Raw genomic sequence first — 26,098 nt, forward strand, 5'->3', positions numbered from 1 at the left:
AGTACATGGGGCATTCACCCCTGTCTTTCTGGCGAACTACAAGACGCGCTTCATTTCCGCGTATTGACCGCGAGTACGGACAACCACAGTCACATCGGCGTCCCCACGGTTTCGCCAGAACCAGCCGTGATTGCCATTAAAGGCAGCCTGGATCGAACCATCGTCTGCGGGCACGGCACGGCCTTTCTCGTAGCTAATCGACTGTCCACCGCCATCGCCGTGGGTATCGAAGTTCACTACGCCGCCTTCGGCGATCCAACTGAACTCGGCTTTCTCACCGGCCTTCATGCTTAGCTTCACTTCGGCCCCTTGACCGGGCTTGAGTACGACGCGCATTTCATCGCGCCAAGCAGAATCGTTCGCCACCTGGGCGGCATCTTGCTGCCGTTCTGACTCGGTTGTGCTTGCGTTTCCTTTAGTCGGGGCAACGGCCTTGGCTGCATCCATTGCGGCGTCTGCCGCAGCTTCTTCGGCCAACTGTTTCTTGATTTCTCCCATTTCCGTCAGCCCGAGCGCACGGCCAATTCCTGTCGGGTCGATTGCGTATTCGGAGGGGAGGACGATGGCTACCAAAATTGCAATGGCGGCCACGAGCGCAATAAACGTCGAGCGCAGCAGTTGCTTTGATGTGGGCAGGTCGTCAATGGTTGGCTTGGATACGTTGTACATAAGGATTGCTCCGTGTGAGGTTCAGGAAACGAAGTAGCCGGTGATCTGGTAGCCGATCAAAATGAATCCGGCACACATCATTGCCACGTTTGCGGTGTACGCATGACGCCAGAAGCTCGCCGTCCGACGCCAGTAACTCATTGCGATCAGAATGGTGCCGAGCGCAAGCAGTTGCCCGATTTCCACGCCGACATTGAATGCCAGCAGGTTTGGAATCAGGCCGTCGGGTGAAATGTTGTATTCAATGATCTTGGTGGACAGGCCGAAGCCGTGGAACAGCCCGAATACAACCGTTGCGATTTTCGTGTTGGGCTGGAAGCCGAGCCACCGTTGAAAGGCACCTATGTTGTCGAGCGCCTTGTAAACAACCGAAAGACCAATGATCGCGTCGATGATGTAGCTGTTGATTCCGACGTTGAAATACACACCGAGCAGCATCGTGGTCGAGTGGCCGATGGCAAACAGCGTCACGTACAGGGCGATGTGCTTCATCCGGTATAGGAAGAAGATCACGCCAAGCAGGAACAGGATATGGTCGTATCCCGTTGCCATATGCTTCGCCCCTAAATACATGAACGGGATCAGATTGACGCCGGAGATCTCCTGGATATAGCCCTTGTCGCCTTCTGCAACGGCATGGGCCAGTGCCTGATTCGCGCACGCGAACAATAGGAGAAGCCCCGCTCCGAGAAATAGAGAAATCCGTTGCCAGGTTGGTCGGTAGCGCCCTGGCGTTACTTCAAATGGTCTTTCACGCATGAATGTCATACCTCAATCAATCTCCTAAAGGGCCTGTTGCTTGCGTGCGGCGAATGCCTTTTCCGCATCCGCCGCTCCCTGCAAACTTGTTGATAAATTGGTGCCTTGCTTACGCTTGTGCCGTGTTCTGCTGGTCGGTACGCCGATGAATGAGGCGATACAAGGCCGGTAGAACCAGCAGCGTCAGCAGCGTCGAGGAAACGATGCCGCCGATGACGACAGTGGCGAGTGGTCTTTGCACTTCCGCGCCTGTTCCGACATTGATAGCCATCGGTACGAAACCAAGGCTTGCAACCAGCGCAGTCATTAGCACTGGGCGCAGTCGCGTCATCGCGCCATTCACGATGGCGTCCTGAATTGGTGCGCCGTCGTGATGCAGCTTGCGAATGAAGCTCACCATCACCAGTCCGTTGAGCACAGCCACGCCGGACAGCGCAATGAAGCCGACACCTGCTGAAATCGAGAGCGGAATATCGCGTAGCCACAATGCGGCTACACCACCCGTCAGCGCCAGCGGTACGCCGCTAAAGACGACCATTGCATCCCGGCCCGAGCCGAAGGCCATGAACAGTAGGCCGAAAATCAGAACCAGCACGGCAGGCACGACGACGGACAGGCGTTGGCTGGCCGAGATGAGCTGCTCGAACGTGCCGCCGTAGCTGACCCAATAGCCTTCGGGCAGCGTAATTTCACGGCTCACCCGCTCACGTAGTTCTTCCACGAACGAACCTAGATCGCGCCCGCGCACGTTGCTGGTGATAACGATCCGGCGTTTGCCGTTCTCGCGGCTGATCTGATTGGGGCCGGGCGCTACTTCGATGGACGCAAGCTGGCCGAGCGGCACATAGGCTGCTTGGCCTAGCCCGGCAACCGTTCCGGCTTGAATCGGAATGGGTAGTGTCGCCAGTGCCTTCGGGTCCTGGCGTTGCGCTTCGGGTAGCCGAACCACAATATCGAATCGGCGATCCCCCTCAAACACCTGGCCAGCGACGGCACCGCCTAGCGCGATCGCCACCGTCTGCTGTATGTCGTCGATCGCCAGGCCGTACCGGGCCAGTGCATCCACGTTCGGCGTGATCGTCATCAGCGGTAGGCCCGTAATCTGCTCAAGCGCCACATCGGCAGACCCGTCGATACTCTCGGCCACGGCTTCGATCTTCGAGCCAATTTCGGCCAGTTGCTCCATGTCGTCGCCATACACCTTGATTGCCACCTCGGCACGAACACCTGCGATCAACTCATTCATGCGCATCTGCACGGGTTGCGTGAATTCGTAGTTGTTGCCGGGGATGGTGTTAACCGCCTTCTCCAGTTCGGCAAGCAGGACAGCCCTCGGCTTACGTGGGTCAGGCCATTCGCTGCGATCCTTGAGCATGATGAAGGTGTCAGCTACCGAAGGCGGCATGGGGTCTGTCGCAACCTCGGCAGTGCCGATCTTGGCGACGACTTCCTCGACCTCCGGAAACTCCTTGATCCGGGCTTCCAGTTGGCGTTGCATGCCAATCGCCTGCGTCAGACTCGTCCCGGGGATGCGCATTGCGTGCAGGGCGATGTCACCTTCGTCCAGGTTCGGGATGAACTCGGTTCCCAAGCGCGCTGCGAGCATGCCCGAGAGCACTACCAGCACTGCCGCTGCCGCGACGACGGCAAGTCGCAACTTGATCGCCTGCTTGAGAAGCGGTGCATAGAGGCGGCTGATGCCGCGCATCACCTTGGTTTCCTTCTCGGAAACCTTGCCGGTGACAAACAGGGCGACCGCGGCGGGTACGAAGGTCAGCGACAACACCATCGCGCCGGTCAAGGCGATGACGACAGTGAGGGCCATCGGGTGGAACATCTTTCCTTCGACGCCCGACAACGCGAAGATCGGAAGGTAAACGGCCGTGATGATGAACAGTCCGAACAGCGCGGGTTTGATGACCTCCGCACTGGCACTCGAAACCAGCGAGAAACGCTCGTCGCGGGTCAGCAGGCGACCGAGCTGGTGCTGTCGCTCGCTGAACCTGCGCAAGCAGTTCTCCACGATGATGACCGCGCCATCGACGATCAGGCCGAAGTCCAGCGCGCCCAAGCTCATCAGATTGGCCGAGATACGGTTTTGTACCATGCCGGTAATCGTCAGCAGCATGGCAAGCGGAATCACGGCAGCAGTTATCAGAGCTGCCCGCATGTTGCCCAGCAGCAGGAAAAGCACTGCGATCACCAGCAATGCGCCTTCCAGAAGATTCTTCTGCACGGTGGCGATGGTGCGATCAACGAGCTGCGTGCGGTCGTAAACCGCATGCGCGCGGACTCCCTCGGGAAGTGTCGCGTCGATTTCAGCGAGCTTTTCCACCGTGCGTTGCGCAACCGCTCGGCTGTTCTCGCCAATCAGCATGAAGGCCGTACCCAACACGACTTCCTTGCCGTCTTTCGTTGCAGCGCCGGTTCGCAATTCGCTGCCTTCTAGCACTTCCGCCACATCGCCCATTCGGAGCGGAAGGCCATCGCGCGTTGCCACGACAATCTTCCGCAGCCGCTCTATGTCGCCCACTTGGCCGGGAATGCGAATCAGATACTGTTCGCCATGACGCTCGATGTACCCGGCACCGACGTTCGCGTTGTTGCGCGCGACGGCGTTCAGCACGTCGTTCATCGTCAACCCGTAGGCCAGCAGCTTGACCGGATCGGGCGTGATGTGGAATTGGCGCACGTAGCCACCGATGGTGTTGACCTCGGTGACGCCTTTCAGGTTGCGAAGCTGCGGACGCACTGACCAGTCCTGCAACGTGCGCAGCGCCGTTGGCGTCCATACTTCCTCGTAGCCCTTCTCGGGTTCCAAGGTGTACATGAATATCTCGCCGAGGCCTGTTGCTACCGGCCCGAGGGAAGGGTTCAAGCCCGTCGGAAGCTGCGAGGATGCCTGCTGCAAGCGTTCGGCGACCTGCTGGCGAGCAAAGTAGATGTCAGTGCCGTCCTCAAAGACCGCCGTGACCTGCGACAGACCGTAGCGGGAAATCGAACGTGTGTAGTCCAGCCGAGCAAGGCCAGCCAATGCCGTCTCAACCGGGAAGGTGACGCGCTGCTCTGCCTCCATTGGCGAGTAGCCCGGTGCTTCGGTATTGATCTGCACTTGGACATTGGTGATGTCCGGGATCGCGTCGATCGGCAAGCGGCTGTAGTTCCAGATCCCCAGCCCGGACAGGGCGAGCACCAGTAGAAGCACCAGCCAGCGATGCGCAATGGACGCGCGAATGATACGTTCGAGCATATCCGCGTCCTCAGTGATCGTGGCTGGCGCCAGACTTTTCGATGTCTTGGCGTATCAGGAAACTTTGCTCGGCTACGTAGTTCGTGCCGGGCTTGAGTCCGCCGGTCACTTCAACGTATTCGCCATCGCGCTCCCCAAGCTCAAGCATTCGCACTTCATAGGTTTCGCCGACCTGTGCGAATACCACGGTGAAGTCGCGGAATCGCTGCAATCCCGACTCCTTCACCGCAAGCGATACGTTGCGCGTGCCTACTGTGACCTCGGCGGCCACGGTCATGCCGGGGCGCCAGCGCCCCTCCGGGTTCGGGATGCTGACGCGGGCAATGACGCTCTGGCCGCTGCCGGCCACCGGCAACAGCCGTTGAATCTTTCCACTGGCTTCGGTCTTTCCGGTCGCTGACCGGATTCGCACGGCTTGGCCTGGCTGTAGAACTTCGGCGTCTGTGCCGATGGCACGCAGGTCGATCCATACATTGGACGGGTCGGCCAGCTCGAACAGCGCACCAGCTTCGGCCACGTCGCCCACATTCGTATTGCGCGCGAGCACGACGCCATCAAACGGCGCCGTGATCGGGTAGGTACGCATACTGTCGTTGCCCTCGACGACGGCCAGTGTCTGGCCCCGGCGGACGCGCTCTCCTTGCTGCACGTTCACAGAGCGCACGATGCCGGGGAAGCGCGCACGAATCGCTGCGTGCCTGTCGGCATCCAGAACAACTGTTCCCATTAGTCGCACAACGTCTCGAATGACTGCCGGCCCCGCCGATTCGGTCTTGACGCCGGCATCCTTGGCGATATTGGCCGGAATGGTTACACGGCCCTCGTAGGACTCGTAAGACCATGTGGACTTCTTTCCGGCGTGTTCGGCGGATACGGCCACGTCGAACGAATGCGGCTCGGTCACTTCGCCACTGCCGACTAGATAGTTGTTCTCCGGCGTGAACTTGAATTGGTTGACCTCGCCATCCAGGCGGGAGAGCTTGATGGTCGCAACAACATCGGCGGGGGCGACAAGCTTGCCGTCGCGGTAGGCAAATAGCCTGTAATGCGGGGGCGCATTGGTTTCGTAGATGGTGACTTCTAGGGCGAAATCTCCATCACGGAGTAGCCGACCATTGTTTGGCCCACGCTCATAGCTTCCGCTTGCTTGGGCGCTGGCCTCCTCTTTGGGCTTGTCGCCACCAGGGCTGCACGCAGCGACGAACACGCAAAGGAGCAGCAGGGAAAGAATGCGAATCATGGTGCGTTTTCCTCAACGGTGGCGGTGAGGCGTTCCACCTCGACCAGCAGAAGGTGATAGCGAGCGGCGGCTTCGACAGCACGCGAGCGAAGATCGAAAAGCGTCCGCTGTGCTTGGGCCAGCGACAAATAGGAGAAGCGGCCTTGCTCAAAGCCACGACGAGTCGTTGCCAAGGCACTTTCGGCCATAGGCAGCATCCGTTCGCGCAACGACCCCAGTTCGTGACGTGCGTGCGTGAGTTCCTGATACTTGTCGAACAGCGCCTGGTGGCGCTCGAAGCGTTCGGCATCGCGCCGTGCCTCCAGCGCAGCCAGTTCGGCGTTGGCCTGTGACACCGCGTATCCAGAGCGTGTCGGCCCACCTAGCGGGATCGAGATTGACGCCACCACGGCGTGATCCCTGGTGGCCTCAAAACGACGTACACCCAAGCTAACGTCCAGATTGGGTTTGGCCTCGGCCTCCGCGAGCCGACGACGGGCGCCGATGGTGTCGGCCCGCAAACGTGATGCCCATAGCTCGGGGGTCATGGGCAAACGAGCGGCCAACGTCTCGAATGACGCCACGGTCGGCAAGGTTTGCAGGTCGCCGACGACTTCACCGAAGTCCGGCGTCAACGCGCCCCAACTCGCTGCCAAGGTCATCTTGGCGCTTGCCAATTCGTGTTCTGCACTCTCGCGGTTAAGCTGCGCCTCCGCGACTGCAATATTGGCGGCCTGTAAATCAGAATCGGGATTGCGAGCGGCTTTCACCCAGGCTGCAACCTCCTGTCGGGTGCGTTCTGCCTGCTCGACGCGCTCCTCGGCATAGACCAATCGCTGTTGCCTAGCGAGCACTTCAATGAATCGAGCCGCGGTCGTGCTGGCCAAGTCGATCCGCGCTTTGGTGGCCTGATGCTCTTGTTCCCTCAGTTCGGCTTGCCCTAATGTTTGGCGAGCCTCGCGCTTGCCGCCGAGTTCGATAACTCGGCCGATGCGCAATGTCGTTTCAGCCGAACGAATACCCCGCAGATTGCCGTTCCCGGCGACGTTTTCCATCTCACCGCCAATCGTGTAAGGCGGTGGCAGGGCTTCGCGCTGGGTGCGGGCACGAACAGCCTGGAGCTGCGCCGTTTCGGCTGTGATGGAGGGATGGGCAGCGAGCGCGCGGGAGACTGCCTCCTCCAGCCGCAGGGGTTCGGCGGCTAGGGCTGCGGATGTGCCGCAGGCCCCGACGAACACCAAGGCCACTAAGCGGATCAATTTCATGAAAACCCTCACGACGACAACAGATGGCGATCAAACGATTCCGCGCAGCGACCTCCCACGCACGCTGGAGCGGAATCACGATAAAACCGATCATCAATCGGTTTTTTAAGCAAAAAAACACGGCACGCGCGCATATGAACTTACCTCGTCATCACGGTGATGAGAGATTCGGTCACAGAGTGCAGCCAGCCGGTAGATAGGCTGCAAAACGCCAGAACAAAGATGCCGAGCATTGGTCCCAAATACGAGATCGACGTGTGCCTGGATGACAGCAATGCTTCAACGCGCTCAGGGACAAAATCGGAAAAGAACGCCATCGTCAACGGCACCTGCTCCCTCGCGTGTTGCCGAAATATCTTCTCCACCGTAACGATGGTTTCGGCCACGGCGATAGGGCATCCCACTTCTTTGGCGGCAGCAAAATCACAACGCTGCTCCAAAGCGAGTTCCAGATCGCGCAACAACCGACGACGGACGCCGGGCAACTGGATGCTGGACAGTACGGCAGCGGTCAAGCGATTCAGAACATCACGATTGGCGATGTGAGCCTGTTCGTGCGCGAGCACCACGCGCAACTGCATCGGATTGAGTCGTCGCATCAACGACGTTGAAAGCAGAATGTGACCACGCCCGACGCCGCAGGCCAACGCCATAGGCTGTTCAACATCGAGCACGCGCAGTTTGTCGGGATACCCTGGACGACCACTCAGCCGCACCAGCGAGGCAAGGGTTCGACGAGCGCGCCAAAGACCTGCTGCGGCTCGCGCCGCCAGCCAAGCCGCATATCCTGCCAGCAACGCCAATGCACCCCATAGCCAAGCACTTTGCCCGGTACTGCTCGGGTGCCAAACGCACAGGTGCAGAAGCGTGTCGGCATGCGCAGAACAGGCAGCGGCAAATCGGGCTGAGTCGTCAAACATCGACGGCATTGCAATGGTCATCACCGCGTAGGTGATGCCCGCCAATGCAGGCGTTACCAGCATCCACCAAGATACCCGCGCCCGCTGAGAAGCGGTCTTACCTGACAGCGCACGACGCAATGGATGCTCGCAAGCACCGATCAGCAGAGTAAGCGTCACTGCCAGCACGAAGCCGGACAGCAATGCAAACTGAAGTAGTGGGCCATAGCTCGTCATCACGGCTGATCCAATTCAGCCCGACGACGTGCGATCAATTCCTCCAACCTCTTGAGCTGGTCGTCATCCGCCCTTGCAGCAAGATCGACAAATGCGCTCAGCAACGCATCGGGCTGCGGCCCTGCGACACGACGCACCGTGGATTCCACCAGTTTCTGGATCAATTCGCGGCGGGAAACTCGCGCTGAGTATTCATAGGCATGGCTGATCTTTTCGCGCTGAAGCATGGCTTTGCGAAATAGACGTTCCAGCGTAGATTGCACGGTGTTCAAAGAAATCGAGCGCGACTGTCCAATGCGGGAATAAACCGCCTTGGTGTCGGACGGGCCGAAGCGCCAGATGTCTTCAAGCACGGCGATTTCCAGATCGCCAAGTGTTGGTACGCTGTGGTTGGTCAAGGTTGTCAGCTCCGAGCTTTGACTCGAATCAATGAGTATCGTCCAGAAAAAACCGACCGTCAATCGGTTTATTGTGCCATGCCGGTACTCCGCCTCGCTCTTGCGGGCGATCAAGCGACAGTAGGCCCGCGTTGCCGCCCAATCTCCCAGGACACCCCGCCACCGCGCACCGTCGCAGCAAGCTGCTGCCCCAGTCGCTGCTCGACCACCGGCTTCCACGGCACCAGCGAGAAGCCCATGCCGTCATCGAGCATCGCGTAGCGCCCGCTGGCGAGCATGACGGAACGCCGGTAGATGCCGGCCACGCGCTGCCCATCGGCCACCGGGCGATGCTCCAGGCCGGTTTCGGCGGCAATGTCCTTGGCCGCCTGCGCCAGTTCCCGGTTGCGCAACGTGCCCAGCAGGTTGCGCGCCAGGATCACGCGCTGTCCGCGCCGCTCGGCCAGCCCCTGCTCGGCCAGGAAGTCGGCCCGCTGCTGCATTGCCTGCTTGGCCTCGCCGCCAAAGCCCAGGTCGCCCAGGCCCGAGCCACCGCCGATCAACTGCTGGTCGAGCCAGGTGGCCCCGATCACGCGCGCCTGCCGCTCGATGGGCAGGTGCGATTTCAGCTCCACGGCCACGCCGCCCAGGCGCTGCGCGTCGTAACGGCGGCCCTGCTCGGGCAGGTCGCCCGGCACCTTCCATAGCCCCTCGGCCATGCGCTCCACGATGCCCGCCCGGCGCAGGGCTTCCAGCCTGCGGACGTGGGCCGCCACAACCTCCTGCGGGTCGCGGCCGGGCACGGCCTGGCCCTGCGCCACGGCCAGGTGGTGATCTGTGCGGTACAGGCCGTCGCTGGCCAGCGCGGCGATGTTCCTGTCGGCCGCGCGCACGTCGGCCGATCCCTTCACCTCCACCACGGCGCCGGTCGGATAGTTCGCCAGCTCGTCGCGGGCATTGAGTGCGACGTAGTGGGCCTTGCCGTCCACGCCGTCGATGACCAGATAGCCCCGGTCGCGCAGCTCGTCGGCCAGTCCTTTCGCCGCCACGCGCCCGAGGATGGTTCGGCCCTCGTTTCCCGGCTCGAATACCGCCAGCTCGCGCGGCTCGCCGCGCATGGCCCGCTGCATGGTGCGGATGATGTCGCCACGCTCGCCCAGGACGCGCAGGGTCTTCTCCGCATCGGCATGGACGGCCCAGGTGCCGGGCTGCGTCTCGTCGACCAGGCCCAGGCGCTGCAAGCGTTGCAGGCGGCCGATCAGCAGCAGGCGCTGGCGTTGCAGTCGGGGTTCGTTGAGCCGTTCGACATGCACCAGGCCATCGTCGCCGGCCTCGCGCTTCAAGGTGCGATCCAGGCTCGTCCACCGCTCTTGCTCCACCTCGCGCTGCAAGGTCTGCTGGATCTCCAGTTCGGTGCGCGGCCCCAGCCATTCGGTCGCCAGTTCGGCGGCGCGGTGGCGGAAGCCATCGGCGATGTAGTCGCCCGCGATGATGAGGTCTTTGCCGGTGTCGTCGCGCCCGCGCACGACGATGTGCGTGTGCGGGTTGTCGGTGTTCCAGTGGTTCACGGCCACCCAATCGAGGCCCGTGCCCAAGTCGGCCTCCATGCGGCCCATGAGGTGCCGCGTGTAGGTGCGCAAGTCTTCCAGCTCCGCGCCATCCTCGGGCGAGAGGATGAAGCGGAAATGGTGCCGGTCGTCGGCGCAGCGTTCCTTGAAGGCATCGAGGTCGGCGGCATCGGTCTGCGGCCCGTAGGCTTGGCCCGGCTCGCCATCGCGGCCCACGCCGTCGCGCTCGATGTAGCGCAGGTGCTTGGCGAGCGACTGCGGGCTGGCCCGCTGGTGATTGACCAGCAGCGTCTTGATGGTCACGCGCCGCGACATGGGCGTCAGCTTCGCCCCGGCGAAGCGCGCCGCCGTGTGGCCGCGCCCCAGGCGCGAGCCGGGCCGCTGGCCGGTGCCGCGCGCCGATGCCGGACGGCGCATGGTAGACTTGCCGCTGCTGGCCTTGCCCGCCTGCTTGAGCACCTTGGAAACGAAGCTCTGCCCCTGGCCCTTGCCCCGGTTCTTCGGCGCGCTGGGGCGCACGCGGAAATCGTCGTCGCGGCGGTCGCTCATGGCTGCGCTCCCTGCAAGCTCTGGCGTGTCCTGTCGTGTGAAGCACGCGGACATGCCCGCATTGGCGCGGGCCTCCCGCCATGCGCGGCACGGCGGCGAAGCCGCTCCGTGCCGCGCCAACCCCACGTGCAGACTGGCTTTCGACGCGGCCCGGTGCCGCGTCCTTTTGTCTTGCCTTCCGCCTTTGCCCCTCGCTGGCGCTCCGGGCAGCGGCGGCACGGCGGCGCTGCTGCGCGAGCAGCAAGCGCGCCGGCGAATGCGGCGACGGCCATAGGCCAGCAGCGTTCGAGGCAAGACGCCTGCACATGGGAAGGCAGCGCGAAGTGCAGCGCGGATGCGCTCGCACTGCACGCGCGACGACATGCGGAAAGCCACTGGATCGGCACGCCCGATGGCACGACAAGATGCACGGCAACGTGCAGCGAGTCGGCGGCTATCATGGGCGGACCTCCAGCCAGATCGGGCGCGCGACGCCGATCACGGCGGACGTGCTGACCGGCCCGAAATACCGGCTGTCGAATGACGCCGGGTTGGTCACACTGAGCAGGAACAGTTCGCCGGCTTCAAGGCGACGGCATTGCTGCCAGGATGGCAGCGGGCGGCCCCAGCGATCAGCGGGCAGCACGGCGGCCGAACGCACGCCGTCGATGCGGACGATGCCGCCAGCGATGCACACCTCCTGCGGCGCGATGGCGCCCACGCGCTTGAGCAGCGGCACGCGCGCTGGCAGGTAGCCGCGCTGCGCGGCCAGTGCGGCGGCATCTGGCGGCAGCGTGCTCAGGACGATGCTGTCCACGGACAACGGACGTGGCAGCGAGCCGGGCCGATGGTGCAGCGGATCGACGCGATACCAGCCCACGGGAACGCTGTCGGACGGGTTGTAGATCAGGCGCGGCAGCGGATGCACGAAAGACGCCCAGGCCAGCGCAGCGAGGCCGCAGGCGGCGAGGCCCGCGAGCACGATGCGAGCGCGCAAGCGTGAGCGGGCGTGCGAGCGAGGACGCGGCGCGGTGCCAGGGGTGGAAACGGCGGTCATGGCAGCGCCCTCCCGGTCAGCCAGGCGGCGTGCCGCTCGGCGGTGTATTCGGGCAGCGGCAGGCGCGCGGCGAGCCGGTTGGCGAGCGTGCGCCAGTACGCGGGCGAAACGGCGACAGGCGCGATGCCCAGCGCCTCGATGGCGTCGATGCACTCCAGCACGGCGCGCACTTGCCCGTCGCCCTCGGCGTGCAACAGCAGGCGCGCGCCCGGCTGCACGCCGGGGATGCGCTGCGCGTCGTCCAGCGGTGTGCAGGCTTGCATCACCATGAGCTGCCAGCGCACGGTACCGTAGTCGTTGGCCTGCCAGCGGATGCGGCAGAACAACGCGCCCGGCAGGAACACGGCGCAGCGTCGCCAGCGGTCGAGCTGGTGCGTGCGCGCGGGTTCGCCAAAGCGCAGGTAGAGCTTGAAACGGGCCTCGATGTAGGCCAGCGCCACGCGCGTCAGCGGCGCGCTGGCCGGCAGGCTGGAAGGCGCGGCGGCAGGTGCAGTGGATACGGTCATGGTGTGTTCTCCCTGCGTTGCTCGGGAAACTCCCGCTCTAGCATGCCGCGCAGCAGGTCGGCCACGGTCACGCCTTGCGTGAAGGCCGAGACCTTGATGCGCGCCCGCATGGCGGGCGTGATGTCGAGGGTGAGGCGGGCCGTGTAGAGGTCGCCCTTGCCCAGCGCATCGGCGTCGCCTTGCCGAATCCACGCTTCAGCGTGCGGATTCGCAGGCGGACGCGCGCCGATGCCGACGCGCTTCGCTGCGCGCTTGCTGTTCGGTGGTGGCTTCGCTGTCATGTCGTCCACCGCAGCAGTTCGTCCACCAGCGCGGTGATCTCGCGCGCGGCGGCGCTGTCCGGCGCCGTCTCGCGTGCAAGCCGGCCAGCGGCCACGCTGTCGGCGAACACGATGCGCTGATGCACTTCCGCGCGCAGCGCAGGAAGCGGCTGGTCGGCAAGTGCTTGGCGTGCTTCGCGCCCGATCACGGTGGTACTGACGCGCCGGTTGATGACGAAGGCCGCGCGCAGCGCAGGCCGGAACACCTGCGCCTCGCGGATCAGCGCGACCATCTCCGCGCTGGCCCACAGGTCATACGGGCTGGGTTGCACCGGGATCAGCACGCGCTCGGCCGCCAGCAGCGCGGAGCGCGCCAAGGCGGCGATGCGCGGCGGCCCGTCGATGACGACGTGATCGGCCCGCCTGGCAAGCTCTGGCGCTTCCTGATGCAGCGTTTCGCGTGCGAGGCCCACGGCGCTGAACAGCCGTGGCAAGCCTTGCTGGCTTCTGCGCTGCGTCCAGTCCAGCGATGAACCCTGCGGGTCGGCGTCCAGCAGCACGACGTGCTGGCCGCGCATCGCCAGCTCGCCGGCGATGTGGGTGGCGAGCGTGGTCTTGCCCACGCCGCCTTTCTGGTTGAGCAGCGCGACGATCATGGCCTGGCCCTCCGTGTTGGAAAGCCCGGCTGTTGCTGCGTTGGTGGCCGCGTGGCGGTTATCCACCGCAGCGGCGTTTCCCTACTAAAAGTTAGAGAAATTAAGTTAGGGAAGTTAGAGGGCGCGAAAACCCAGTGCTGGCGCGGGTTTGCGGCCGATTTTGTTGCCTGATAGCACGATAGTTCGTTGCCTGATAGCACGATACTTCTGTTGCCTGATAGCACGAGTCCGTCCACAGGCTGTCCCGCACTTATCTCCGTGCCGTGGACGGCACGGGCCGGAACGTGAGCAGCGGCGAGGAAAGCCCGGAGACGTGCTCGATGCCCAAGTGGTAGCCGGGCAACGACTGCCGCGCGACCAATGCCCGCAAGTCGGCGGCGAAGTCGTAGTAGCGCGCCACGCTGCCCGATTTGCGGTACAGGTGCTGAAAGTCGAACTGCCAGCCGTGTTCCTGCCTGCCGCCGTGCTTGCGCACCAGGCGGTACAGCCACCGCTCGATGCCGCCGGTCAGCCGGAAATACGCCGGGTCGATGGTCAGTACCAGGGCAGCGTCGATCACGCCCGCATAGAACCAGTCCGGCAGGATCAACTCGATGCCCAGCGGCGTGCCGCCGGCATCGGCCAGTTCCTTCCATTCGTTGATCCATGAGAAGCGATGCAGGCGCCGGCCTGTCGTCTCGCGGATGGACGTGGCCACCGTGGTCGATTGCAGGCGATCCAGGGCCGCCTTGAGGCGCTGGTAGTCGCGCAGCGACGTGCCGCGCCCGATGAAGCGCAGGATCTCGTAGGGCGTGGCCTGCATCAGCCGCGACGGGCGCAGGCCCGCGTCGCGGGCTTCCACGATCTGGCTGGCGGCCCAGATCAGAATGTCGGCATCCCAAATGGTGGCAATGCCGTGCTCGGCCGTGCCCTCCACGCGGATCGTGACGTTGCCGGCCCGGAAGTCGATCGGCGCCGTGCGCCGCGACTTCGCCAGCGAGAAGAACGGAAAGGCCATCAAGTCCTGGCTGTCGCGCGGCGCCATGTCGCCGGGCAAGGCGCGGAACAGGTCGAGCTGTTCGCGCTCTTGCATCGGCCGCTGCCGCACGGGCAGCGCGGGGCTGGACATGGCGATGGCCTGACGCGCGCCAGCGATCAGCGCGCACGGCTGTCGGCCGAGTGGTGCTCGGCGTACTCGGGATCGGAAGTCGTCTCGAAACTGCGATCAGCCGCCCAGGCGTCGAGGTCGGCCACGGCGTACATGACGCGCCGGCCGAACTTGCGAAAGCGCGGGCCACCGCCGATCACGCGCTGCTTTTCCAGCGTGCGTGGCGACAGGCGCAGGTACTCGGCGGCTTCGTCGTTGGTGAGATAACGCTGCGGCTGCGCGGCAGCGGTCGAGACAGTGGCGGCAGGCCGCAAGGGAGCGGGACGCATGGTGTGAACCTCCATCGTTTGAAGACGCCCGACCACACAGCGCGACCGGATAGAGGCAGTCTCAAGAAACGAGGGGTTTTCGATCAGGGACGTTTTGCGTCGGCTGCAAAACGTCCCTTCTCAAGCGGCGCAAGCTGTGCTAGGCGGCGATAGCCGCCGCGCATCAGCGCATCGCCGCGCCGTACCAGACGGCGCACGCGGGCGCGCAGATCGCCGTCGGCGTGCCAGTCGGCCGCCACGGCATCGGCGCCGAACAGCCCTTCGGCGACTTCGCGCAAGGACGCGCCCGCCAGGGTCGCGTCGAGCGCCTGCAAGGTATGCAGTTCCAGCAGTACGGCGAGTGTCGGGCGGGGCTTGGCATCGGCCAGGTCAGAACTGGGCACATGCCCGCGCGCAGGCGCGGCAGCGCCGCCGCGGTGGGCATAAGCGACAGCCATGCCATCCTCCAGGCCGGGCGCCAGCGCGAAGCGCGCGCATCGACCGGGGCTGCGCGCGATCAGCGCCAGCCCTTTGCCGTCATGCAGCAGTTGCTTGTGCCCAAGGATGCGCCAGAACGCAAAGGCGACCGCATCGGGCGGCGGGTCAGCATCGGCATAGAGCTGCACCACGGCAGCGTGGCCGGGCAGCCAGGCCGGATGCGCGTCGCGCGCATCCAGAGCCGGATCTTCCAGCATGCGCAAGCCCCAGCGATGCGCCGCGTCCTGTGCCGCCTGCGGCCGGCGATGACGGCGCAGCCAGTCGAGCCGGTAGTCGGGATGCCTGCGCAGGTATTCCCAGGCGAGCGCAAGGTCGTCCAGATGCAGCGCGTACAAGTACGCAGCAGTCGGATACCAAGGCTCGGCGCTGCGATCGACCATGACGCAAGCTCCCTGCAAGCAGGACTGGCCGCCACGGGAGAACTACGCGCTACATCGGCATCGTCAGAACGTCATGGGTTAAGAATAAGGATAGGGCTGTCAAGACCGATTGGCTCCGATGCGTTGCGGTAGGCGTCTCAATGGCGGGGCAGCGGCGTCCCGGTTGTGGAACACCGTACAGCCCAGCCTGCCGCAGTTCGCACAGGGCATCATGTCTATTTGGATCAGACTGGCGTGGGTATGCCGCAAGAATCCCGATTGAGACTTTCCCGGTATGACACCAGACTGAAAAAGTCACAGTGCGCGGGGGGTCAGTCCGGGATGGCCCCGTCCTGCTCGGCCAAGCGGGTGTATTCCGACAGCGTGCGCGTGGGCCGGAAATAGAGGTCGCGCAGTACGGGCCGCTTGAGCGGCCCGACGATGCCGGCCAGGTCAGACAGCTTGACGGTGCCTTGTGCCGGCATCCCGATACCCAGGTCGATGAGGCCCCAGGCAGTGTCGCCGTCGGCGGGGTCGAGCGCGGCCAGCAGCCAGGTCACATGTGCGTCCGGCGTGAACAGCCGCACCACGGGCACCGGGTCGAAGGCCCGGCCAGCGGCGCGGACCTCCCCGTGGGCCAGTAGCCGCGTCCGGTCGTCCTCGGTGATGAGCAGGTTCATGGCGATGCTCTCTGGCTACACGAATCCGCCAAAGCGTGAAGGCGTACAGCCGTATCGGCGGATTTGTGCAGAAACACGCTTGCGGTTCCGTTACTTCGCGCCTTTGTTGAAACCCGTAAGTGCGGATTTCTGTAGAAGCGGATTTCTGTAGAAGCGCAAAACAGTGGGATTTCTATGAATGAGTTAAAGATAACGTGGTTTTAATTGTGGTGCGAATCGACGCTTCTGTCTATGCAGAAGCGTTCCGTTCAGCCCGGCCGACCGGCTGGCACCGCCACCTATGACGCCGAGTTGGCCCGTGCCTTCGGTGCAGCAGTGCGTGCTCTGCGTAAGGAGCGCGGCATCGCGCAGGAATCGCTTGGGCACATGGCCGGCGTGGAGCGTTCGCACATTGGCAAGATCGAGCGCGGCGAGCACATGCCCACGCTCGCGCTCATTTTCAAGATCGCCGGCGCGCTCGAATGCAGCACGGCGGTACTGATGAGCGAGGCTGAAAGCCAGCTCGCAGCAGCGGCCCAGCCGTAGGTGCAGGCCGGGCCGATCCGGCGAAGTCCGGTTCGGCGGTGTTCAAGGGGTGGCAAGCATCGCGCGGCGGGGATAGCCCGCCGGGCTTTCCCCTAGAGGCAAGCGGAGCGCGCAGCGCCGCAGGCGCGAAGGCGTGAGGGATTGAAGCCGAATGGCCGTGACGACAAAGACGGCACGGGGCGCAGCCCGAAAGCCCGGTGGCGTATCGCGCCGACACGCCATGCCCTGACTGCAACGGCAAACATCGCTGCACCCAATGGAAACGCAACCCCATACGGGCAACTGCCTGCCGCCAAGTTCGGAACGAACTAACAGCGCAGCGCCCCGCCGCGTGGCGGGGCGCTGCGGCGGCGGTCACGCCGCCTGGGGCTTGCTGCGCGACCAGATAAGGTCGTGTGTGCCGTCCTCGCCTTCGATCAGGCGAGCATAGACCGGAGCCGGGAACGAAGGATCGTCGAGGGTCACGGACTTGTAATCCCGTCCGGCCTCGCTGGTCTTGTTCCATGCCGCGCCGATGTCGTGGCCGGCGACCTGGACGCGGAAGTCCGGGGCTTTCTCGTTGTCTCCCTTGTCGTTGGGAACCAGCTTGACCCTGACGTTGAGCGTCAGGGTGCGAAGCGTGCCGGTGAAGCCGTCCTTGTCTGCGGTGAAGGTGCCGATGTTGGCCATGATGTTTTCTCCGTTCGGTTGAACAAGGTTCGCGCCCATCGCGTCCTTGTTGTGATCCGGCCGGCGGGGGACGGGCTGGCTGCACCGCTTGCGGTTGAAACGCAGTGGAGAACCGGAAGGCGAAAAGAATTTGCTGCGCGAGGAAGCCGCGCAGCGGCGGGGAAATTGTTTTCGCCGGACGGTTGCAGCCATGAAGCCCGAGGCGCAGCCGCGCCACCGCCAGGATTCACAACGAGACAAGGACGCCTTGGGCCGAACCGCTCCGAAAGGAGATTTGGCCGGCTCGGCATCCCCGCATGAAGGCTGCGCCGGCTCGTCCGCTGACGCGGGCCAGGTCAACGACCCGACGACAGGCGAGAACGCCCCTGCCGCACCTTGCGGCGCTGGTCTTGAGGCGTGACGTGGAAGCTCCATAGCGATGCCGGGCGGGTTGTCCGTGAACCGTCCTTCGTGACGCGACAGGCAGGAACCGCCAGCGTTGAGGGCGGCACGCATTTGCACAACCTGCCGCAGCAAGCGTCAGCGTGTTCGCCAGCGCCCCGTCTATCGCGGCGGGGCACTGGCCGGGCCAATCCGCGCAGCCGGTTCGGCCGCATCGAGGGACGCCAAGCATCGCGCGACGGGGATAGCCCGCAGGGCTTTCCCCGAGGCAAGCGCAGCGCGCAGCGCCGCAGGCGCGAAGGCGTGAGGGATTGAAGCCGAATGGCCGTGACGGCAAAGACGGCACGGGGCGCAGCCCGAAAGCCCGGCGGCGCATCGCGCCGACACGCCCCGGCCGCTCAGGGCATCATGTAGAAAGACTTGCCTAACGCCTCAACGCAGCACAGGCGTTCATGCCGCCGCCCCGCGTTCCACTTCAACAGTGACGTGCGCCAGTTCGTGGATGTGGGTAAGCAGCGCCTTGTAATGTGCGGGTTCACGAGGTTCCCTCGCCATCAGCGAAACGATAGCCGCGAAATGGCCGGGGCCGACCTGCCACACGTGAAGATCCGTGACCTCGCTGCCCGTGGGCGCGATCGCTTCGCGGATTTCTTCCCGGACTTCCTCGCCTTCGGCTGCGGCATCAAGTAGCACGCTGCCTGTGTCCCGGATCAGACCCCACGACCATCGCGCGATCACCAGAGCGCCGACCACGCCCATGACTGGATCGGCCCACGTCCACCCATAGCTGCGTCCCAGCAGCAGCGCGACGATGGCGAGCACGGAAGTCAGGGCATCGGCCATCACATGCAGATATGCAGCGCGCAGGTTGTTGTCGCGGGCCTTGCCCGGTTCGTGGTGCGCGTCGTGATGGCTGTCGTCGTGGTCGTGGTCGTGATGGTCGTGACCGTGATGGTGGTGGCCATGATGGGAATGGTCGTCCTTCAACAGCCATGCGCAGACCAGATTGACGATCAATCCCACGATTGCCACGGCAATCGCCTGCTCGAAGTCGATATGGATGGGCTGAGTCAAACGTACCAGACTCTCCCAGCCGATCAGCAAGGCGATCAGCGCCAGCAGCACCGCGCTGGCGAAACCGGCGAGGTCGCCGAGCTTGCCGGTGCCAAAGGTGAAACGCGGATTGCCGACATGGCGGCGCGCGAAACGGTAGGCCAGTGCAGCGATCAGCATGGCACCGGCATGGGTGGACATATGCCAGCCATCGGCTACCAGCGCCATTGAGCCATAGACGGTGCCGGCGACGATTTCCACCACCATCATGCTGGCGGTCAGTACAATTACCAGCCACACCTTGCGCTCATTGCGTTGGTGGTCGCCGCCGAGGAAGACGTGATCGTGGCCCGGTGTGTGGGGGCTGTTCGTGGTCATCGGTAAATCCCTGTTGTTATGTGTTCTGCGAGGCTGCCGGAACGCAGCAGGCTTATTTCATGTAAGCGCGGATGACCTCGATCATTTCCTCGCCGCCCTGTTGCCGCTCCTTGTCGGTGGGAACGGCCAGGACGTGTTCGCGCAAATGGTCTTCCATCACCTCGGCGGTCAAGCCGCTGACCGCGCCACGCACGGATGCAATCTGGCGCAGCACTTCGACGCAGGCGGCTTCGGCCTCCAAGGCACGTTCGATGCCTTCCATTTGTCCTTTGATGCGGCGCACGCGAGCGATCAGCTTGTCTTTTTGTCGGGTGGTATGGGACATGAGAGAGCGTCCAATATAGTCTAGGGGGGTATATTACATGAGACTGCGCATTGTGTGTCCGTGCCGAGCGTTGAGACGCAACGGCGCAGATGTGTCTAAGCAGGAAAGTGGAGTGATTGGCTAAGACGGCAACGCGCGCAAGATGCGCGGCTGCTTCAACACCGCCGCCTGAGCCACCGCGAAGGCGGCGGTGTTCTGATTCGGCTGTTGGCCTTGAACGCCGGGCGCGGCCACCGCCGCGCCCGGATTTGCATTTCACCGCGCCCAGAACGGAACGGCCTGGGCGCGGTGCTGCTCGGGTTATTCCTTCGTCTCGATGAGCCACCACACGGCACGCGGCAAGGCGCGGCCCGTGATGGGGTGAATGTCGGTGAGGTCGGCACAGGCCGTCCAGCCCGAGGGCGGACGATAGCCGCGCACGTCGCCTTCGCCGTGCCAGTGGCGGGCGCGTACCGTGCCGGGGGCATAGGTCGCCGCCATGCGTGGGCGGCTGGTGGTGGTGCGGGTCATGGGCGGTTCTCCTTCCAGCGAAGCGCCCCGGTCGAGGCCGGAGCGTTTGCCTTCGGCGCGGGTCAAGCGGCCAGCGCCTCGGCGGGTTCATCCGCCATTGCTTCGGCATCCTCCGGGGCGTCCTGCTCCGGGCCTTCTTCCTGCGCGGCCTCCTGCGGGCCTGCGGCCTTGAAGATGGCGGGCATCCAGCCCGTACCATCGGCCAGCCGCTCGGCCTCGCTGGCAATGTCGGCCTTCTTCAACTTCGCCAGCCGGGAAACCTGCTCGGGCGCGTACTCGCCCACGGCATCCAGAATCACGGCCTTGGAAACGTGCTTGAAGTAGCCTTCTGCGGTCGGCTTCCACCATGCGGCCATATCGAGGCCCACGGCCTGCGCCAGTTCCTCACCGGGCTGGTGCGGCGTGGCGCGAGGTGTCACCACGTCCACGGTGGAAGCTACGCATACGGCCAGCAGCCGCACCAGTTCATCTTGCGGCTTCGCCAGCAGCACGGCGAACAGTTCGGCGCTGTCCTGCGGCAAGGCAACACCTGCCACCTGTTGCAGTTCGCGCAGCGCCACGGCGGCGGGCGATTCCGGCCAGTCCGGGGCCATGCCTTCCAGCCGGTCTTGCACGTTGAGGCGCACGCCGAGCGGCAGGCCGTCGCCGTAGGCGTCAGGCTGCAAAACCTCCTGCACCATGCCATGCACCAGCGCGGCCAGCGCCACTTGCGGATGCCTTGCCACTTCGATTTGCAGCGCCGCCGTGCGGTGGGCGCTCAACCGCTGCGCCAGCCGGTCGGACAGGCTCGCGGCCTTGGGCGCGTCGTCGTCGTCCTCGTGCCCGTCGTTGGCGGCTTCGCCTTCGGTGCTGCCGAAACCGCGCCGCAGCTTGTCGAGCGTGCGCAGCGCCTTGGCTTCGGCTTCGCGCAGCAGGCCGCGATGAATGACGGCCTCGCCGTTGCGGTCGATGGTGACGATGGCGCCGGCCACGTCGCGCACCTCGGGCGCATAGCCTTGCAAGGCGTCCTCCGCGTCTTGCAGTTCCCCGACCACCTGATCGCGCCGCTGTTCCAGCTTCTCGGCCTTGGCCTCGTCCTCGGCGTCGCAGGCTTCTTCCAGTTCGGCGTCGATCCTTTCGAGGCGGGTTTCCAGCGAGGCGATGCGGCGGGCCTCGCGGGTGGTCGGCTCGCGGCGGTGGCGCGGGGCGTTCTGGAACGCCTGCCGTTCCTCGTAGGCAAGATGCGGCACGGCCTCCACCCATGCCCAGCCCTCGGCGCGCACGTCCTCGGCCAGCGTTTCCAGCTTGTCGCGCACCAGCGTTTCCAGCACTCCGGTATCGGTGAGGTAGGTTCCGGCATCGCCTTCTGCGAACAGGTCGCGGCGGATGCCGCCGTTCGCTGCCCTGTAGGCGTCCAGTCCGGCGAAGCGCACCAGCGCGTGCGTGGCGTCGATTTCGCGCTCGGTCAGGCGCTCGCGCAGCTTGGACGGGCTGCGCTGCCATTCCGGCGCACCGTAGAACGCGGCTTCCTGTGCGGCGTGCTCGTCGGTGATGGTCAAGGCCATCAACTGTTCCAGCGTCACGCCACCGGCCCGGTAATCGGTCATCAGGCGCGGCGAGACGTTCGCCAGCTTCAAGCGGCGCTGCACCACCAGCGGGGACACGCCGAAGTCGGCGGCAATGTCCTCGATGGGCCGGCCTTCCTTGACCAGCGCGGCGAAGGCCGCGAACTGGTCGGCGGGGTGCATGTTCTCGCGCTGCACGTTCTCGGCGAGGCTGACGGTGCGGGCGGAAGCATCGGCCACCAGCAGGCACGGCACTTCGTAGTCGGCGGGGATGCGCTTCTTCTTCCCCAGCAGCTTCAAGGCGGTCAGGCGGCGGTCGCCTGCGACGACTTCGTATTGCTCACCATCGGCGGCAAGGATGACGATCAGGTTTTGCAGCAGGCCGATGCGGGCGATGCTCGCGGCCAGTTCGGGGATGGACTGGCGCGGGGTCGTCCGCACGTTGCGCTTGGAGCGGCGCGGCAACAACTGCGAGAGGGAAACCAAGATCAGGTTCTTGGTCGGGTCGGCCACTTCCAGCGGTGCGGCGGCTTCGATGGCGACGGCTTCGGTTTTGGGTACGGCGTTCATGGTGATTTCTCCTAGCGGTTTGGGATGCAGCAGCGAGAGAAGCGGCAAGGGCTGCTGCCTGCCCCTGCCGCGTGGGGATTCAGGCTTTCAACTGGCGCAGGCCGTCAGCCAGCAGCCACAGGGCGCGATTCAGGCGCACGCTTTGGTCGATGCCCTGCACGGGTCGGGTGGTCTGGCGGCGGCCATTCGCGGCGCGGGCGGACAGGCCGCCTTTGGTCAAGTTCTCCTGCGTGCGGTTGAACACGCTCCACAGGTCGCGGCGGTCGTCGTCGTGGCGGCGCGGCATCAGGATTTGCGATTCCGTGATGGGCGCGGGCTTGTCCTCGTCGTACTTCAATGCCAGCGCAGCGCGGGCGAACACTTCCGATTCCCCGGCATCCAGCGTGATAGCGCGCATGGCATCGCGCGATTCCTGCGCCCGGTCGAAGCCGTGCAGGACTTCGTAAGCGCCTTCGATGACGTGGGCGGCTACGTCGCCCTTGTGGGGCACGCGCACGTCCGCCACGGTGTCGCCGCAGACAAGGCCATTGCTGCAAACGAAGCGGAACATTCCGGCCAGCATCTGATAGCTGCTGGTGCCGTCATGGGAGTTCAGCAGGATGATTTCGTTGGCCTCGCGGCCGTTGATCTGGCTGGCATGGCGCAGCCGAATCATGTGCTTGGTGTAGTCGCGGCGGTCGTCGTGGCGCACGCGGGTTTGCGTCACCATGAAAGGCTCGAAGCCTTCCCCGCGCAGTTCTTGCAGCACGGTCGCGGTGGGGATGTAGCTGTACCGCTGCGAGCGGCTTTCGTGCGGGGCTTCCGCGAAGATGGACGGGGCTATGGCCCGGATTTGGTCATCCGACAAGGGACGTTCCGAACGCAGCACCGGGGAACGGGAAGCGAAGCGGGATGCGAGTTGCATGGCATTTCTCCTGACATAGAAAGAAGGGTCTGCTGTTCACCGCACACCGGATTCCAAGATTCGGAGCCCAGCCTTTCGGCTGTTTGGTGCGGTCGGCACGAGGAACCCGGTTGGCCCTGTTGCCACCGTCTTTCCTGAGTTCATCGCCCGCGACGGTCAGGAGCGCGCGGACGGGGGCTGTCAAGGAAACAAGCGCAGGGGGTGGTGCGGCCCGCAGGCGCAGCCGAGGACACGGCCCTGCGCGCCTTGACTGCACACGGACGCGGGCTACAGTCGCGGACAAGGTGATGGAGTCAGGGAAGACGGCTGGACATGGCAACGGCCTTCCCTTTGCGCTGACCGCACGGCAAGCGAAGCGCGCAGGCCCGGATCTGGAAGCCGGGCCGGAGGCGTCAGCCGAGCGGAGCGAGGGAACGATGGAAGCCCGTCAGGGGCGAGACGCCGCAGGCGGCTCGATGCGCTACGCGCACGACAGCGCGACCGGCCATCTCCCAGGTGGCCGGGGACGCCCAGCCTTCAAGGCTCGATGAGCACCATGCGCAAGGGATGCACTACACCCCAGGCATCGGAAAGCCGGGTCTGCTGTGGCTGCGGATTTCTGGCCGAGCCGGCGCAGCCGGTTCGGCGGTCTTTAGGGGTGCCAAGCATCGCGCGGCGGGGATAGCCCGCAGGGCTTTCCCCTGGAGGCAAGCGAAGCGCGCAGCGCCCCGTGAGGGGCGCGTAGGCATCACGCCGAGTCGTCAAGACGCAGGCTGGATTCCGCAACGGGCATCCACGGCGATGACGAGTCCAGCAGGTAGCGCGCACCGCGGGCGTACATGCCCGAAAGCCCGGTGGGCCGGTAGAACCCGGTGACGCGGCGCCGGAACTGTGCGCCGAACTCGTTGGTGAAGATCACCGCGTCGCCGATCTTGAAGCGCAAGGGCTTGCCGTTCTCCGGTGCGAACGGCTGGAGTGCATCGTGCTGCGCGGTGATTTCGATGATGTAGTCGTGATGGCTGCTCATGGCATTGATCTCCTTCGATGATTGAGAAAGCGCAAGGAGCGCCTTGCGGCGCTCCAAGGGCGAAGTCAGACGACGATCCGCCCGGCCAGCCGCGCATCGCGCGCATAGGCGCTCAATTGCTTCTCGGCACGGAAAGACAGGTCGCGCTCGATCGGCAGGCCCAGCCCGCCGCGCACCGTCGCCAACTCGCCCAGGCTGACCCAGCCGATTTCCGGCTCCCCCAGGCCCAGGTCGCAAAGACCAAAGGCGTGGTCGTGGTCGTCGGGATCAATCTCGGTCAGCAGCCAGGTCGCGCCGGCGTCCGGCGTGAACAGCTTGACCACGGGGGCCGGATCGAAGTCCGCGCTCTCCAAGGATTCGTGGCCGTTGGCCAGCAGCACGATGCGCTGCTCGTCGGTGATGAGTGCGTTGTTCACGGTGAACTCCTGAAAGGTTGCCGGGCGGAATTGCCCGACCCTTCCGGGGCACGGCGCAGCGCAAGCAGTCAGGGGTCGCAGACGGCCGCCAGGACGCAAGCGCCATCGGCGCGCAGCCCTTGACGGCGAGAACGCCGTGGCACGATGAGGGGAACAGCAAGACCGCCTCCCTCGCACCTCCACGCACCCCGGCTTTGGGGAAAGTGCGTAGCACGCGCAGGCCCGTGAGGGCCGGAGTTGCGCCAACGGACGCAGCAAAAAGGGGCCGAAGCCCCCCCTTGGTCAAGTTAGATCGCGTTTGGCGAAGGACACAACGCTACATGCGTGGCCACCCTTGATGTAGGTCGTCCACGATCAGAAGGTGGTGGTGTCGGCCCTGGCCTGAATGTTCGCGCATATGCGGATGATCCGGCGGTAGATCCGGGTGGTCATGGGCGATATCCGATGGATCGCCGGCAGGCCAAAGCATTAGCGCAAGCACTACACCGGCGAGGCCAATCAACGACATAACGATGAAGGTTGATTGCAGTCCGAAGGCAGCACCGAAGCGTCCCGCCAGCGGGTAGCAGATCAGCCAGCAGGCATGTGACAGCGCAAACTGTGCAGCGAATAGCGCAGGCCGATCCTCGGCATGGGCGGAACGGCGCAGCAGCCGACCAGAAGGCGTTTGTGCCACGCTGTAGCCGAAACCGATCACCAGCCAAAGTGGAAGCAATAGAACATAAGACGGAATCAGCGCCCCGATGGCCGTACCGATAACCAGCACCGCCGCTCCCGTGACCATGACAGGTCGATCCGCTAATTTGTTGAGCAGCCCAGGCAGTGCAAATGCAGCGATCATCGAACCGCCCCCAAACGCCGCCAAAGCCCAAGCTACTTCTGCTTCGCCCAGGCCGAAGCGTGCCTTCACGATGACCACCGTATTCACTATCACCATCGCACCTGCTGCTGACACGGCGAGGCTAACTGCTAGAAGTCCCCGCAGCCGCGGCGTTGCAAGGTAGAGGCGAACGCCCCGCGTGGTGCGCTCCCAGATGCCGCGACGTGGGCCAGGTGTCGAGGCGGGCAACACCACGCTGACCACCAGCGCGGCCGAGACAAGGAAGCCAAGCACTGTCCCGGCAAACAGGTTGTGGAAGCTGATGATGGTCAGCAGCGCAGCCGCCAGCATCGGGGAAACAAGGCTTTCAAGGTCGTATGCCAGCCGCGAAAGCGACAGCGCCTTCGTATACTCATCTTCGTCCGGCAGGATGTCCGGGATCGTCGCCTGAAAGGTCGGCGTGAATCCGGCAGAGGCTGCCTGCAAGGCAAAGATCAAGAGATAGATTTGCCAGACCTCGGTGACGAATGGCAGACAGAGAGCCACGGCTGCCCGAACTAGGTCAAGGGCGACCAGCAGCGACCTACGCGGCAGACGGTCAGCGAACGCCTGAGCGATTGGGGCGATGCCAACATAAGCAAGCATCTTGATAGCCAGCGCCGTACCAAGCACCGCTCCGGCGTCCGCGCCCGCCAGTTCGTAGGCGAGCAGGCCCAGCGCCACTGTCATCAGGCCGGTGCCGACTAGCGCGATCACCTGCGCGGCGAACAGGTGGCGATAGGTTCGGTTTTTAAGGACAGCGAGCATCGGACGGC

26 protein-coding genes are annotated in these 26,098 nt (G+C 64.5%); 1 reads left to right on the forward strand and 25 read right to left on the reverse strand.

Features of this window, described 5'->3' with window-relative positions; translation table 11 throughout:
* Window positions 1-36 precede the first annotated feature (36 nt).
* The 16 genes from P5704_002005 to P5704_002080 all read right to left on the reverse strand — a co-directional run bounded on the left by P5704_002005 (window position 37) and on the right by P5704_002080 (window position 16,182).
* The gene (locus P5704_002005) at window positions 37-669 is read right to left on the reverse strand and encodes a transmembrane anchor protein (protein WOF79303.1); all 633 of its coding nucleotides are present in this window, start codon (window positions 667-669) and stop codon (window positions 37-39) included.
* A gap of 21 nt (window positions 670-690) precedes the next feature.
* A complete protein-coding gene (locus P5704_002010; protein ID WOF79304.1) occupies window positions 691-1,437 on the reverse strand; it encodes a HupE/UreJ family protein in 747 nt (248 codons plus the stop codon).
* Between the two features lie 100 nt (window positions 1,438-1,537).
* Window positions 1,538-4,678: a CusA/CzcA family heavy metal efflux RND transporter gene (locus P5704_002015; protein WOF79305.1), complete on the reverse strand. Its 3,141-nt coding sequence runs from the start codon at window positions 4,676-4,678 to the stop codon at window positions 1,538-1,540.
* A 10-nt stretch (window positions 4,679-4,688) separates the two neighbouring features.
* Window positions 4,689-5,918 (reverse strand): efflux RND transporter periplasmic adaptor subunit, encoded by a 1,230-nt coding sequence (locus tag P5704_002020; GenBank protein ID WOF79306.1) that lies wholly within the window; start codon window positions 5,916-5,918, stop codon window positions 4,689-4,691.
* The gene (locus P5704_002025) at window positions 5,915-7,162 is read right to left on the reverse strand and encodes a TolC family protein (GenBank protein ID WOF79307.1); all 1,248 of its coding nucleotides are present in this window, start codon (window positions 7,160-7,162) and stop codon (window positions 5,915-5,917) included. Before P5704_002025 ends, P5704_002020 begins: the two co-directional genes overlap by 4 nt.
* A 140-nt stretch (window positions 7,163-7,302) precedes the next feature.
* A complete protein-coding gene (locus P5704_002030) occupies window positions 7,303-8,298 on the reverse strand; it encodes a M56 family metallopeptidase (GenBank protein ID WOF81149.1) in 996 nt (331 codons plus the stop codon).
* Window positions 8,298-8,696 carry a BlaI/MecI/CopY family transcriptional regulator gene (locus P5704_002035; GenBank protein ID WOF79308.1) on the reverse strand — a complete coding sequence of 133 codons (399 nt, stop codon included), beginning with the start codon at window positions 8,694-8,696 and terminating at the stop codon, window positions 8,298-8,300. The genes P5704_002030 and P5704_002035 overlap by 1 nt, the downstream gene beginning before the upstream one ends.
* 110 nt (window positions 8,697-8,806) lie before the next feature.
* Window positions 8,807-10,792 carry a relaxase/mobilization nuclease and DUF3363 domain-containing protein gene (locus P5704_002040; protein WOF79309.1) on the reverse strand — a complete coding sequence of 662 codons (1,986 nt, stop codon included), beginning with the start codon at window positions 10,790-10,792 and terminating at the stop codon, window positions 8,807-8,809.
* A 436-nt stretch (window positions 10,793-11,228) separates the two neighbouring features.
* Window positions 11,229-11,828 (reverse strand): S26 family signal peptidase, encoded by a 600-nt coding sequence (locus tag P5704_002045; GenBank protein ID WOF79310.1) that lies wholly within the window; start codon window positions 11,826-11,828, stop codon window positions 11,229-11,231.
* Window positions 11,825-12,334, reverse strand: coding sequence for a DUF2840 domain-containing protein (locus tag P5704_002050; GenBank protein ID WOF79311.1), 510 nt, complete (start codon window positions 12,332-12,334; stop codon window positions 11,825-11,827). The genes P5704_002045 and P5704_002050 overlap by 4 nt, the downstream gene beginning before the upstream one ends.
* Entirely contained in the window at window positions 12,331-12,615 is a 285-nt protein-coding gene (locus P5704_002055; protein WOF79312.1) for a chromosome partitioning protein ParB, read from the reverse strand. The genes P5704_002050 and P5704_002055 overlap by 4 nt, the downstream gene beginning before the upstream one ends.
* Complete coding sequence (gene parA, locus P5704_002060; GenBank protein ID WOF79313.1) at window positions 12,612-13,250, reverse strand: ParA family partition ATPase; 639 nt, start codon at window positions 13,248-13,250, stop codon at window positions 12,612-12,614. The genes P5704_002055 and parA overlap by 4 nt, the downstream gene beginning before the upstream one ends.
* 250 nt (window positions 13,251-13,500) lie before the next feature.
* A complete protein-coding gene (locus tag P5704_002065) occupies window positions 13,501-14,358 on the reverse strand; it encodes a replication initiator protein A (protein WOF79314.1) in 858 nt (285 codons plus the stop codon).
* 26 nt (window positions 14,359-14,384) lie between these two features.
* Window positions 14,385-14,666, reverse strand: coding sequence for a helix-turn-helix domain-containing protein (locus tag P5704_002070; protein WOF79315.1), 282 nt, complete (start codon window positions 14,664-14,666; stop codon window positions 14,385-14,387).
* 83 nt (window positions 14,667-14,749) lie between these two features.
* On the reverse strand, window positions 14,750-15,523 hold the full coding sequence (locus tag P5704_002075) for a DUF2285 domain-containing protein (GenBank protein WOF79316.1): 774 nt from the start codon (window positions 15,521-15,523) through the stop codon (window positions 14,750-14,752).
* A gap of 311 nt (window positions 15,524-15,834) precedes the next feature.
* Window positions 15,835-16,182 (reverse strand): DUF2958 domain-containing protein, encoded by a 348-nt coding sequence (locus tag P5704_002080; GenBank protein ID WOF79317.1) that lies wholly within the window; start codon window positions 16,180-16,182, stop codon window positions 15,835-15,837.
* Window positions 16,183-16,413: 231 nt separating this feature from the next.
* Between P5704_002080 and P5704_002085 the strand changes: the two genes are divergently transcribed.
* Entirely contained in the window at window positions 16,414-16,707 is a 294-nt protein-coding gene (locus P5704_002085) for a helix-turn-helix transcriptional regulator (GenBank protein ID WOF79318.1), read from the forward strand.
* Window positions 16,708-17,061: 354 nt separating this feature from the next.
* Here P5704_002085 and P5704_002090 read toward each other — a convergent pair whose 3' ends face one another.
* The 9 genes from P5704_002090 to P5704_002130 form a co-directional block, all read right to left on the reverse strand.
* Complete coding sequence (locus tag P5704_002090) at window positions 17,062-17,376, reverse strand: DUF736 domain-containing protein (GenBank protein ID WOF79319.1); 315 nt, start codon at window positions 17,374-17,376, stop codon at window positions 17,062-17,064.
* Between the two features lie 831 nt (window positions 17,377-18,207).
* Entirely contained in the window at window positions 18,208-19,188 is a 981-nt protein-coding gene (dmeF, locus tag P5704_002095; protein WOF79320.1) for a CDF family Co(II)/Ni(II) efflux transporter DmeF, read from the reverse strand.
* 52 nt (window positions 19,189-19,240) lie between these two features.
* The gene (locus P5704_002100) at window positions 19,241-19,513 is read right to left on the reverse strand and encodes a metal/formaldehyde-sensitive transcriptional repressor (protein WOF79321.1); all 273 of its coding nucleotides are present in this window, start codon (window positions 19,511-19,513) and stop codon (window positions 19,241-19,243) included.
* Window positions 19,514-19,813: 300 nt separating this feature from the next.
* Window positions 19,814-20,023 (reverse strand): hypothetical protein, encoded by a 210-nt coding sequence (locus tag P5704_002105; GenBank protein WOF79322.1) that lies wholly within the window; start codon window positions 20,021-20,023, stop codon window positions 19,814-19,816.
* A gap of 62 nt (window positions 20,024-20,085) precedes the next feature.
* On the reverse strand, window positions 20,086-22,137 hold the full coding sequence (locus P5704_002110) for a ParB N-terminal domain-containing protein (protein ID WOF79323.1): 2,052 nt from the start codon (window positions 22,135-22,137) through the stop codon (window positions 20,086-20,088).
* Window positions 22,138-22,216: 79 nt separating this feature from the next.
* Entirely contained in the window at window positions 22,217-23,041 is an 825-nt protein-coding gene (locus P5704_002115; GenBank protein ID WOF79324.1) for a DUF932 domain-containing protein, read from the reverse strand.
* Window positions 23,042-23,768: 727 nt separating this feature from the next.
* The gene (locus P5704_002120; protein ID WOF79325.1) at window positions 23,769-24,047 is read right to left on the reverse strand and encodes a hypothetical protein; all 279 of its coding nucleotides are present in this window, start codon (window positions 24,045-24,047) and stop codon (window positions 23,769-23,771) included.
* Window positions 24,048-24,112: 65 nt separating this feature from the next.
* Window positions 24,113-24,463, reverse strand: a complete 351-nt coding sequence (locus P5704_002125; GenBank protein WOF79326.1) for a DUF2958 domain-containing protein — start codon at window positions 24,461-24,463, stop codon at window positions 24,113-24,115.
* Window positions 24,464-24,779: 316 nt separating this feature from the next.
* The gene (locus tag P5704_002130; protein WOF79327.1) at window positions 24,780-26,090 is read right to left on the reverse strand and encodes an MFS transporter; all 1,311 of its coding nucleotides are present in this window, start codon (window positions 26,088-26,090) and stop codon (window positions 24,780-24,782) included.
* Between the last annotated feature and the right edge of the window lie 8 nt (window positions 26,091-26,098).

Origin of the sequence: Pseudomonas sp. FeN3W (genome assembly GCA_030263805.2) — a bacterium.
GTDB lineage: Bacteria > Pseudomonadota > Gammaproteobacteria > Pseudomonadales > Pseudomonadaceae > Stutzerimonas > Stutzerimonas stutzeri_G.